Source organism: Paraburkholderia sp. MPAMCS5, assembly GCF_036016995.1.
GTDB lineage: Bacteria > Pseudomonadota > Gammaproteobacteria > Burkholderiales > Burkholderiaceae > Paraburkholderia.
The window spans coordinates 1-11,843 of record NZ_JAYXBK010000010.1 but is presented as its reverse complement, the minus strand read 5'-3'; the positions used below and the strand labels follow the sequence as shown (position 1 = coordinate 11,843).

Annotated in this window: 10 protein-coding genes; 4 read left to right on the top strand and 6 right to left on the bottom strand. The window is 63.9% G+C overall.

Features of this window, described 5'->3' with window-relative positions:
* Positions 1-21: 21 nt before the first annotated feature.
* A complete protein-coding gene (locus tag VOM14_RS21330) occupies positions 22-1,128 on the bottom strand; it encodes an OpgC domain-containing protein (RefSeq protein WP_327630734.1) in 1,107 nt (368 codons plus the stop codon).
* Positions 1,129-1,489: 361 nt separating this feature from the next.
* Here VOM14_RS21330 and VOM14_RS21325 point away from each other — a divergent pair, with 361 nt between their 5' ends.
* A complete protein-coding gene (locus VOM14_RS21325) occupies positions 1,490-1,741 on the top strand; it encodes a hypothetical protein (RefSeq protein ID WP_442955571.1) in 252 nt (83 codons plus the stop codon).
* A gap of 63 nt (positions 1,742-1,804) precedes the next feature.
* Here VOM14_RS21325 and VOM14_RS21320 read toward each other — a convergent pair whose 3' ends face one another.
* Entirely contained in the window at positions 1,805-3,709 is a 1,905-nt protein-coding gene (locus tag VOM14_RS21320) for an AAA family ATPase (protein ID WP_327630733.1), read from the bottom strand.
* Between the two features lie 501 nt (positions 3,710-4,210).
* Here VOM14_RS21320 and VOM14_RS21315 point away from each other — a divergent pair.
* Entirely contained in the window at positions 4,211-4,834 is a 624-nt protein-coding gene (locus VOM14_RS21315) for an ABC transporter ATP-binding protein (protein WP_327630732.1), read from the top strand.
* A gap of 102 nt (positions 4,835-4,936) precedes the next feature.
* Here VOM14_RS21315 and VOM14_RS21310 read toward each other — a convergent pair whose 3' ends face one another.
* Positions 4,937-6,490, bottom strand: a complete 1,554-nt coding sequence (locus VOM14_RS21310) for a tetratricopeptide repeat protein (protein ID WP_327630731.1) — start codon at positions 6,488-6,490, stop codon at positions 4,937-4,939.
* Positions 6,491-6,740: 250 nt separating this feature from the next.
* On the opposite strand from VOM14_RS21310, the gene VOM14_RS21305 reads away from it, so the two are divergent.
* Both VOM14_RS21305 and copM read left to right on the top strand, forming a co-directional pair.
* Positions 6,741-6,938, top strand: a complete 198-nt coding sequence (locus VOM14_RS21305) for a heavy-metal-associated domain-containing protein (protein ID WP_327630730.1) — start codon at positions 6,741-6,743, stop codon at positions 6,936-6,938.
* Positions 6,939-6,984: 46 nt separating this feature from the next.
* The gene (gene copM / locus VOM14_RS21300) at positions 6,985-7,383 is read left to right on the top strand and encodes a CopM family metallochaperone (RefSeq protein WP_327630728.1); all 399 of its coding nucleotides are present in this window, start codon (positions 6,985-6,987) and stop codon (positions 7,381-7,383) included.
* Between the two features lie 60 nt (positions 7,384-7,443).
* On the opposite strand, the gene prpF is transcribed toward copM, so the two are convergent.
* From prpF to VOM14_RS21285, 3 genes are all read right to left on the bottom strand, one after another.
* Positions 7,444-8,622 (bottom strand): 2-methylaconitate cis-trans isomerase PrpF, encoded by a 1,179-nt coding sequence (gene prpF, locus VOM14_RS21295; protein ID WP_327630727.1) that lies wholly within the window; start codon positions 8,620-8,622, stop codon positions 7,444-7,446.
* 29 nt (positions 8,623-8,651) lie between these two features.
* A complete protein-coding gene (acnD, locus tag VOM14_RS21290) occupies positions 8,652-11,249 on the bottom strand; it encodes a Fe/S-dependent 2-methylisocitrate dehydratase AcnD (RefSeq protein ID WP_327630726.1) in 2,598 nt (865 codons plus the stop codon).
* A gap of 193 nt (positions 11,250-11,442) precedes the next feature.
* On the bottom strand, positions 11,443-11,843 hold a 401-nt coding region (locus VOM14_RS21285; RefSeq protein WP_327630725.1), incomplete at its 5' end, for a citrate/2-methylcitrate synthase.

The following is an 11,843-nucleotide window of genomic DNA, read 5'->3' as shown; positions in this document are numbered from 1 at the left end:
CGCTGAAACGCGACCGCGCCCTCATCCGCAACGCGCGCCGCTCGCGGCCGCGCGCGGCTGCTGCGTTTTCCATCCGTGCCAGCCGCGTGCGAGCATCAGCAGCAAGCCGATAGCGACGAGATCGCCCGCGAGCCCCATCAGGACGCCGCGAAAGCCATGAAACGTGTGCGGCGTGGCCGTATCGACGATCAGCGACACCAGCGTGCCGCCGACAAAACACGCGAGCCCCGTGCGCCCGACCGTCACGACAGCGGGCAAGCGCTGCGCGAGCCGCGCGATGCTGCCCATGCGCACGAGCCGCGCGGCGAGCCAGGCAATGACGATGAAGTTGATCACGCGATCCACGGAAAGATTCTGTTTAAGGGTGCCCGGCAAAGGCTGCGTCAGCACGAAAAGCTTGACGACGGCAAACGCGAGCACGGCGGCCAGCGCGACGCGCGTGAACCAGCGAGCCGCATCGCCCGCATGAAAGCGCTCGCTGATCGGCGCAAGCCGGCACACGATGCCAAGCACGAACATCAGTTGCCAGGCAAACGGATTAAAAGCCCAGTTGCTCATATCGTCAATGCTGAATAGCACGGCTAGCGGACGCGCGAGCCACCACACCGCGACGCTGAGCGCGAGCGCCGTCACGCGCGAGCGGCGCGCCAGCGGCACCATGAACGGCACGAGAAGCGCGTAGAACACGTACATGGGCAACACACTCGACAGATACGGCTGTCGCCGCAACACGGCGATTTCGAACGCCTGATGCAGCGGCTCGGCGGCGAAAGGCGACCAGCCAGTCAGCTCGACCATCGGGCGATTCAGATGCAGGAACGCGAGAACCGCGCCCGAGAGCAGCGTGAGCACGGCCGTCAGAAGATACGCGCGGTAGATTTCCCAGCAGCGCCGCACAAAGCGCAGGTTGGCGGCCCGCTCGCCACGACTCGCGAGCACCGCCGTGTACGCCGCCGCTGACGCATAGCCGCCGAGAAACACGAACACTTCGGCGGAATCGCAAAGCGCGTACGCGTGCAGCATCAGATGCGACAGCGCGCTGCCCGGCATATGATCCAGCACGATCACGATCAGCACCACTCCGCGAAAAAAGTCCACTTCGAGGGAGCGTCCGCGGCGAATGTCCATTCGTGTTCTCGCAGGAGAGTTGTGCAGCAACACGTCAAGATACAACTTCCGCGCGAGTGGCATACGCGAGCGCGGCAGACGCTGACAGGCAGCCTGTCACGTCGCGCGATTTGCGGGCCATCTGAAATGGAGTTGTTGGCGGGCGGTAATGGTGGGGCGGCGTTGTGCGGTTGCCGCTGTGGTGCAGTTGCCGCTGTCATGGCGCTCGCGCTTGCGGCAAGTTGTGCCTCAAGTGGGCGTGGCGCGAATGTGCGCCGCCAGCATGCCGGAAAAAATCAATGCGCCTTCGAATGACGCTTCAAGCTCGTGGCACATGCATTGCTGACGACGTAATGTTTCTGTCAACCACAGGAGATACCCCGTGGCCATTCCGTCGAAGCCCCAAAACGAGCATGACAAGGACTCCGCAGACAACCCCGGTGGTCCGCCCACCGAGGTCTCGAAGCCCATCGGCGATGCGCTTCCGACGCCCGTCGAGCCGGGTCTGGACCAGCCGCTGCCGGAAAAAAGCGAAACCCCGCCTTCCGATGAAGACGAGGCCAAACGCAAGCCGCTGGGCGAAACCGAAACGCCCCCGGGCGTGCCGCCGCCCGGCCCTTCGGATTTCGCGTAACCGCGCCGCGTCGTGCTGCGGTTGTTTTCTGCTATTAACGAACGATCAGAGCGACCAGAACGCTCAGGCCGCCTCGGGCTCGTGCACGATCTTCAGCGTGCTCTTGTGCTCCTTGATCAGGCGGTAGACCGTTTCGCCCGGCACCGTCTCCTGTTCGAGAAGTTCGTCGGCGATGGCGCGCAGCACCGGCTCGTAGGCGTGCAGCAAGCCATAACATTGCTCGTTCAGTTCCTTGAGCAGCACGTTGGCCTGCTCGATCGCGCCCTTCATTTGCAGACCGGCGTATTGCGCGGGCAACGCGGCGAGGCTGAACAGATTGCCGTCGCTGTTGAAGCCGAACTTCGACACCATGTCGAGGCCGATGCGCGACGCTTCCTGCAGATCGGAAGCCGCGCCGCTCGATGCTTCGGAGAACGTCAGAATTTCCGCGTTGCGGCCGCCGAGCAGCACCTTGATCTCGTTGCGAATCTCGGTCTCGCGATACAGATGCTTGTCTTGCGCCTTCGTGATCAGCGCGACGCCCAGCGCGCCGCCGCGCGGCAGAATCGTGACTTCCTCGAGCACGCCGGTGCCGAGCAACGCGGCCACGAGACCATGCCCCGCTTCATGCACGGCGATGCGCGTGCGCTCGTCCTCGGTCAGCGCGCGCTCCGCGCCGCTCACGTCGCCGATGCGCGCGATCTTGATCGCCTCGATGAAATGCTTCGCCGCGATTTCGGTGTCGCCGGCCTTGCGCGCGACGAGTCCTGCCTGATTCACGACCATCGCGACGGTTGCGGGCGACAGGCCCGTGGTCAGACGCGCGAGCTGATCGTAGTCGATGTCGGCGGCTTTCGATTTCAGCTTCTCGGCATAGAAACGGAAAATCTCCGCGCGCTCCTCGCGATCGGGCAAGCGCACCTGCACCGTGCGATCGAAGCGGCCGGGGCGGCGCAACGCCTCGTCGAGATTGTCGGGGTGATTGGTCGCCGCGACGATGATCACGCCTTCGTTCGAAGCGAAGCCGTCCATCTCCGCGAGCAACTGGTTGATGATGCGATTGCTCTCGGCTTCGACAGGACCGCCGCCGGTATCGGTGCGTTTCGCGAGACCGTCGGCTTCGTCGATGAAAATCACGGTCGGCGCGTTCTTACGCGCCAGTTCGAACAGATGCTTGACCTTCTGAATGCCGACGCCATAGTACTTCGCGCTGAAATAGCTGCCCGTGATGGAGATAAAGCTCGCGCCGCACTCGCCGGCCAGCGCCTGCGCGAGCCGCGTCTTGCCGACGCCGGGGCCGCCCGCCATCAGAACGCCGCACGGCGGCCGAACGCCCAGCGCAGTGAATTGTTTCGGGTCCGACAGATAACCGCGAATGTCCGCGAGCGCGGCCTTCGCTTCGCCGGCGCCGATCACGTCGTCGAAACGCAGCGTGGGCGCCTCGCCGAGCAACGTCGCGCCGCCGCGCATTTCACGGCGCATGAACCACGCCATGCCGCCGATCAGCAACAGCGGCAGCAGCAAACTGATGATGTCGCGAGTCTGGTCGAACACATGAGCCCAGCGCGAGCCGCTCGTCGCGATGTCCGCGTCGGGCAGCCACACGAGTTGATACGAAGCCGCCTCGCCGGATTTCGGTTCGCCGAGCAAAAGCGCATGCGAGAAGGTTGCGTTGTGGTCGGTCACGAAGTACCTGGAGCCGTCGCGCCTCGACACGAGAATCGCGTTCGGGCTCACGCCGATCGCGACGACCTGCGCGTCATGAATGTCGCGCAGCATTTGCGACGCGTCTTTTTCGTCGCGCGTCCACGCCGACGTGTCGTGGCGCATCTGACTGGCGACGCCGGTTAGCGCGGGCGGCACCTGCGCGTTGCGCTGCAGGTAATGCCAGAAGCTGAATGCGAGCACCAGCGCGATAAGCGCCGCGCCCGCCGCCACGGCGATTTTGCGCGCCCGTATTTTTCCAAGCGATTTCTTTCCCGGCTTCATGAGTCACTTCCAAAAACGGGCTCAAGCGAGCCCCAATACGTATCGAATCAGAGGGTGAGCGGTTGGGAGAGAAATCGGCTATTGCGACGCGCGGCCTGCCGGAAGAAAGGACACCCAACCCTACGTCCCTTTTTTGTCAGTCGCTTGCGGCTAGTATGCCGCGCGGCTGCTTCTTCCAAATCGCAGAAAAGACCGGCTTCTACCGCCTATCCCGCGATTTAAGGCGGCGGGATTCAGGGCGCGAGCGGCGCGTGAAAAGCGGTAGAAAACTGCTCCGCCGCACAGTTTATCAGTGTAAAAACGGCAGCGTATTCTGTAGACCTATCATTTAAACCGCGCCCTATTTTTGATGGATGCGCGCATCGGCTGGCACAAGCCCGCGCGACGTGTGGTCCGGCTGCATGGCGGCCCGCGCCGGAACCTCGCGCGGATTTTTGTTAGGCTTCACCATTCGTCTCCTTTCCGGCAATTTGTTCCGGTATACATCTCACATCACGACTCATGCTTCGATTCGAGAACCTCAGCAAGCGCTATGGCGAACGCGTCATCTTTCAGGATCTGCATTTCGACTCCGCCGCCGGATGCGTCGCGCTCAACGACGAGTCGGGCAGCGGCAAATCCACGCTGACCAGCATTCTTGCCGGCGCGATCGAGGCCGATTCCGGCGATGTGTGGATAGGCGGCCAAGCTTTGCGCGCGGCACCGCGCGCAGCCCAAGCCCTGCTGACCTACGTGCCCGAAGACTGCATGCCGTCGCCGGACCCGACCGGCCGCGACTATTTGCAACGCGTGGCCGCCGCGCGAAACACCGTGCTCAGCGACGCGGCGCTCGCGCTCGCGGACCGCTTCGGCCTCACGCCGCATAGGGAAAAGCGCTTCGAACAGATGTCGTTCGGCACGCGCAAGAAATTTTTTCTGACCTCGGCGGTGCTCGGCGAAACCAGCGCGCTGATCGCGGACGAACCCGTGGGCGGCCTTGATGCCGCCGCGCGCGCCGTGCTGGTGGACCTGTTCCGGACACTCGCGCAAACGCGCACAGTGTTTTTCTCCAGCTACGACGAAGCATTCAGCGATGCATGCGGGGCAAAGCGCCTGACGTTCGCGGACCTCGCACGGCGCGGCTGAGGTTCCGCGCATCGCGCGCGCGTTCAGGCGCGAGCCTTGGGTTATGCGCATTCAGACCAACGCGCAGTGGCGCGCAGTGCCTCGGCGTGACCTTCGCCCGAGCTAGCGCATAAAGGAACGATACATTTTTTCCGGCCCGTAACGTTGGCTCAATTCGGCCGCGACGCGTTCGATCACTTCGGCCCAATTGCCTCGTTGCGATTGCGTGAAGAGGCGTACGCCCGGATACCACGGACTGTCGTCGCGATCGCGCAGCCAGCGCCAGCAACCGGCGAATCGATTGAGCAGCCAGACCGGCTTGCCCATGGCGGCCGCGAGATGCGCGACCGACGTATCGACCGAAATCACGAGATCGAGGTTCTCGACAATCGCGGCGGTGTCCGCGAAGTCGGCCACTTCGTCCATCCAGTCGATCAGATATGGCTTTGTCGCGGTGCTCGGGCGCTTCGAGAGGTCGTCCGCTTTCTGCAAGCTGACCCAGCGCACAGGCGACGACGAAAACAACGGCACGAGTTGCGCCGCCGTCAAACTGCGCGCGCGGTCTTCGGCCATTCCTGAATGACCGCCGGCCCACACGACGCCGACGCGCGCCAGGGCCTGTTGCGGCAACGCGCCGAGTCTCGCTCCCCAGGCGGCGGCCCGCTGCGGGTCCGCGTGCAGATAAGTGGCGGCGGGAATGTTGTCGAGCCGGGTGCCGAATGCCATCGGCAAGGACATCAGCGAACATTGCCAGTCCCACTCTTTAAGGTCGGGCATGGCGTCGTCGAGCATGACGAGGCGTGGCCAGCGCGAGCACAACGACTCTTCATAAAGACGCCGCAGCGACGGCGGACAGATATAGCCGACCTTGGCGAAGCGTTCGAGCGCCATCGGCAGATAACGCACGAATTGCAGACTATCGCCGTGGCCTTGCTCCGGCAGAACCAGCAGGCGCGCGCCGCCCGCCACGTCTGTGCTCTCGCCCTTCCAGTGCGGCAACGGCAGTTGCGGCGGCTGCGATGCGGGCTGCCCGTCGGCATTGACGAAATTGGCCCAGCGGTCTTCGAAGTACGGCCACGCCTCTTCATAGCGGCCCGCCGCCAGCAGGATCTGACTCAAACTCGCGTGCGCGCCGCGATTCGACGAGTCGAGCGCCATGGCTTGCCTGAGATGCCGCTCGGCTTCGCCCAGCGAGCCCAGATCTTTCGCGACGACGCCCAGATTCGCGTGCGCCTGCGCATAGTCCGGCTTCAGTTCGATCAACTTGCGATACACAACCGCGGCCTCGTCCGCTTGCCCTTGCAATTGCAGCGCCACGCCGAGGAAATAGTGAAGCGCGACCGAATCGGGCTCATGCGCGAGCCCGGCCCGCGCGGTTTGCACCAGGCTCGCGAACGCGCGCAGCTTGACCTGGATGAGACACAACATGTCGAAGAACGGCGGCTGCGGTTGAACTTCGATGGCCCGTTCCATCCAGCGCTGCGCCAACGGCAGTTGCCTCGACGCGAGCGCCACGAGCCCGCGCGAGTAGAGGGCGGCCGCGTGGGCCGAGTCGTGCACGATGATCCGATCGAGCAGTGCTTGCGCCGTGTCGAGGCGCCCCGCGTGGCGCGCTTCTTCCGCCTCGTCGAACCAGAGCGAAATGACTTGAGGTGACACGGTGGATTGGCTTTGCATGATCGCGGGATTCAGTCTGCATGGATGAAACGTGGGCACTTTCACGGGCGCGGGCTGAAAAAACCGGCCCTTGTTTGCTGTATTGCGCGTCGATTATCGATGTCGCGCGTCCACGCTTGTGTAGGACCGTTCCCAATGGGGCGCGCATATTGACGCAAGCGATATACGTAAAAGCGTTAGCAGACTGACTTGACCTTACCCTTATGGGAAGGCTCAAGATTCGCTTGAGAATTGTCTCAGGAGATTAGAAATGGAACTAGACGTTCCGGATATGACGTGCGGCGGATGCGCCAACGCGATCACTCGCGCGGTGGGCGGTCTCGATCCGGCCGCGAAGGTGGACATCGAGGTGTCCACGAAGATTGTTAAAGTCGCGTCGGCGCTGCCGCCCGCGCAGTTGATCGAAGCAATCGAGGCTGCGGGGTTTCATCCCTCGATGAGACACTGACTACCGTTCCACCTCGGCCTCCCACACCTTTTCACGGAAATCGACTATGAAGAACCTCCGCGCCTTTCGCGCTCTGTGCATATTCGGCGGCGTGGCATGCGCCGTCGCGGCGCTGCCCGCTCACGCGCAGCACATGGCGTCCATGCCGGGCATGGACATGTCCGCTTCCGCCAACGCCGGTTCGGGCGACTCGACGCCGGCCTTCAAAGCCGCCGACGACAAGATGATGAAAGACATGAGCGCGCCGGCGTACACCGGCGACGCCGACAAGGACTTCGTCGCGCACATGATTCCGCATCACCAGGGCGCAATCGAAATGGCGCAGGTCGAACTGAAGTATGGAAAGGACCCGGAGGTGAAGCGCCTCGCGAGGAACATCATCAAGGCGCAGCACGACGAAATTGCCTTCATGAAGCGGTGGCAGGCGAAACACGGCGCGAAGTAAAGTGAAGTGAAGGATGTGACGTGACGCTGACGGCGGGCCCTCGCCCGCCTCCTCATCCTCTCAGGGCACCCTGACCCATCCTTCCATCAACACGCGGGCACTGCGGCTCATCACCGCCTTCTTCACGACCCACTCGCCGTCCGCCAGCGCCGCCTCCGCGCCCACGCGCAGCGTCCCCGACGGATGCCCGAACCTCACCGCCTCGCGTTCGCCGCCGCCCGCCGCCAGATTCACCAGCGTCCCCGGAATGGCAGCCGCCGTGCCGATCGCGACCGCGGCCGTGCCCATCATCGCGTGATGCAGCTTGCCCATCGACATCGCGCGCACCAGCAAATCGACGTCGCCCGCGCCAACCGGCTTGCCGCTCGACGCCACGTAATCAGCGGGCTTCGCCACGAACGCGATTTTCGGCGTGTGCTGCCGCGTCGCGATCTCGTCGAGATGCCGGATCAGCCCCATGCGAAGCGCGCCGTGTGCGCGAATCGTCTCGAACCTCGCGAGCGCTTTTTCATCGCCATTGATGGCGTCCTGCAACTCCGTGCCGTTGTAGCCAATCGCCTCGGCATTCACGAAGATCGTCGGGATGCCCGCGTTGATCATCGTGGCCTTCAGCGTGCCGACGCCCGGCACGTCCAGGTCATCGACGAGATTGCCCGTGGGGAACATCGCGCCGCCCGCGCCCTCTTCCTCGGCGGCCGGGTCCATGAACTCGAGCTGCACTTCCGCTGCCGGAAAGGTCACGCCGTCCAGTTCGAAGTCGCCTGTTTCCTGGACCGCGCCGTCGCGCATCGGCACGTGTGCAACGATCGTCTTGCCGATGTTCGCCTGCCAGACGCGCACCGTCGCCACGCCGTCGCGCGGAATGCGGCTCGCGTCGACCAAACCGGCGCTGATCGCGAACGGCCCGACCGCCGCCGACAGATTGCCGCAGTTGCCGCTCCAGTCCACGAACGGCTTGTCGATCGACACCTGCCCGAACAGATAGTCCACGTCGTGACCGGGCCTGCTGCTTTTATCGACGATCACGGTCTTGCTCGTGCTCGACGTCGCGCCGCCCATGCCGTCGATCTGCTTGCCATAAGGATCCGGGCTGCCGATCACGCGCAACAGCAGCGCGTCACGCGCGGCGCCCGGCGTTTGCGCCGCCTCGGGCAAATCCTGCAAGCGGAAAAACACGCCCTTGCTCGTGCCGCCACGCATATAAGTGGCCGGAATTCTGATTTGCGGTGTATGCGCCATGAAAGCTGTGTCCTGAAACGATATCGTGATCAAGCCGCCGCCTTCGACGACTCCAGAAAATCCTGCGCAAAGCGCTGCAACACGCCGCCGGCTTCGTAGATGGAAACCTCTTCGGCCGTATCGAGCCGGCACGTCACCGGCACCTCGACACGCTCCCCGCTCCTGCGATGAATCACGAGCGTCAGATCCGCGCGCGGCGTGCGCTCGCCGATCACGTCGAAGGTTTCCGTGCCGTCGACGGCCAGCGTCATGCGGTTCACGCCCGGCTTGAATTCCAGCGGCAACACGCCCATGCCGACCAGGTTCGTGCGGTGAATGCGCTCGAAGCCCTCCGCCACGATCGCTTCCGCGCCGGCGAGTCGCACGCCCTTCGCGGCCCAGTCGCGCGACGAACCCTGGCCGTAATCCGCGCCCGCAATCACGATCAGCGGCTGTTTGCGCTCCATATACGTTTCGATCGCTTCCCACATGCGCGTGACCCTGCCCTCGGGCTCGATGCGCGCCAGCGAACCGGCCTTCGCCTTGCCGTCCTCGATCACCATCTCGTTCAACAGCGTCGGGTTCGCGAACGTGGCGCGCTGCGCGGTCAGGTGATCGCCGCGATGCGTCGCGTAGGAATTGAAATCCTCTTCGGGCAAGCCCATTTTCGTGAGGTATTCGCCCGCCGCGCTGTCTGGCAAGATCGCGTTCGATGGCGACAGGTGATCGGTCGTGATGTTGTCGCCCAGCACTGCCAGCGCGCGCATGCCCTTTAACGTGCGCTCGCCCGCGAGCGCGCCTTCCCAATACGGCGGGCGGCGAATGTACGTGCTCATCGGCCGCCAGTCGTAGAGCGGGTCCGCTTTCTCTTCCGTTTCGACGGAAGCCGCGAACATCGGCTCATACACTTTGCGGAACTGCTCGGGCTTCACGCTCGCGGCGACGATCGCGTCGATCTCTTCGTCCGAAGGCCAGATGTCCTTCAGCGTCACGGCGTGGCCTTCGGCATCCACACCCAGCACATCCTTCTCGATGTCGAAGCGGATCGTGCCCGCAATCGCATACGCCACCACGAGCGGCGGCGAGGCAAGAAACGCCTGCTTCGCAAACGGATGAATGCGGCCGTCGAAGTTGCGGTTGCCCGACAGCACGGCCGTCGCATACAGATCGCGCTCGACAATCTCCTTCTGAATCACCGGATCGAGCGCGCCGGACATGCCGTTGCACGACGTGCACGCATACGCGACCACGCCGAAGCCGAGCTGTTCGAGTTCGGGCAGCAGACCGGCTTCTTCCAGATACAGCGTGACGGCTTTCGAACCCGGCGCGAGCGATGTCTTCGCCCACGGCTTGCGCGTCAATCCACGCCGGTTCGCGTTGCGCGCGACCAGGCCGGCGGCGATCATGTTGCGCGGATTGTTGGTGTTCGTGCAGCTCGTGATCGCGGCGATGATCACCGCGCCGTCCGGCATCAGGCCCGGCTCGTTCTCGACCTTGCCGCTGATGCCGCGCGCCGCGAGTTCGGAAACCGGCAGGCGGCGATGCGGATTCGACGGCCCCGCGAGCGTGCGCACCACCGTCGACAGATCGAACTTCAGCACGCGTTCGTATTCGGCATGCGCGAGGCTCGCGGCCCACAAGCCGGTTTGCTTCGCATAGGTTTCGACGAGCTTCACGAGTTCGTCGTCGCGGCCGGTGAGCTTCAGATATTTGATGGTCTGCTCGTCGATATGGAACATCGCGGCCGTCGCGCCGAATTCGGGCGCCATGTTCGCGATCGTCGCGCGGTCGCCGAGCGTGAGCTTCGCCGTGCCTTCGCCGAAAAACTCCAGGTACGCGCCGACCACTTTTTCCTTGCGCAGGAATTCGGTCAGCGAAAGCACGACGTCGGTGGCGGTGATGCCTTCGGCGGGCTTACCCCTCAGTTCCACGCCGACAATGTCCGGCAGCCGCATATACGACGCGCGGCCGAGCATCACGCTTTCCGCTTCGAGTCCGCCCACGCCAATCGCGATCACGCCGAGCGCATCCACCATCGGCGTATGCGAGTCGGTGCCCACGAGCGTATCGGGAAACGCGACGCCGTCCTTCACCTGCACGACCGGGCTCATGCGTTCGAGGTTGATCTGATGCAGGATGCCGTTGCCCGGCGGAATCACGTCGACGTTCCTGAACGCCCGCTTCGTCCAGTCGATGAAATGGAAGCGGTCTTCATTGCGGCGATCTTCGATCGCGCGGTTCTTCGCGAACGCGTCAGGGTCGAAGCCGCCGCACTCCACGGCCAGCGAGTGATCCACGACGAGCTGCGTCGGCACCACCGGATTGACGAGCGCCGGGTCGCCGCCTTGCGCGGCAATCGCGTCGCGCAATCCGGCGAGATCGACGAGCGCGGTCTGGCCGAGGATGTCATGACACACCACGCGCGCCGGAAACCATGGGAAATCCAGCTCCCGCTTGCGCTCGATGATCTGTTTCAGCGACGCGACGAGCGTCACCGGATCGCAGCGTCGCACGAGATTTTCGGCGAGTACGCGCGACGTGTACGGCAGCTTGTCGTAAGCGCCCGGCTGGATGGAATCGACGGCGGCGCGTGCGTCGAAGAAATCGAGCTGAGTGCCGGGAAGGCGTTTGCGGTTGGCAGTATTCATGGCTTGGGGACCGGCAATATCGATGCGGGAACAAAGGCGGCGACGACGCGCCTGGCGCGCGCCATCGCGGATAGCGCGCGCTTTGGGTGTCGTGTTGATCCGTGTAGTTTAGCTCGCGGCGGCGAGAAGCGGCCCTGGCTCGCGGTGTCGGCGAGCGAGCCAGGGCGACGCGTCAGCGCCTCGGCGATTCACGTCAAACGCGTTTTGCGAGCGGCACGAACGGCAGGTCGTCGGGTCCGGTGTAATTCGCGCTCGGCCGGATGATCTTGTTGTCGATCCGCTGCTCGATAATGTGCGCGCTCCAGCCCGCCGTGCGCGCGATCACGAACAGCGGCGTGAACATGGCGGTCGGCACGCCCATCATGTGATACGAGACCGCGCTGAACCAGTCGAGATTTGGAAACATCTTTTTCACATCTGCCATGACTGTTTCAAGTCGCTCGGCAATATTGAACAGTTTCATGTTGCCCACTTCTTTCGAGAGCGTCTTCGCGATGTCCTTGATGACCTTGTTGCGCGGGTCCGAAATCGTGTACACAGGGTGCCCGAAGCCGATCACCACTTCCTTGTTCTCGACGCGCCGGCGGATGTCCG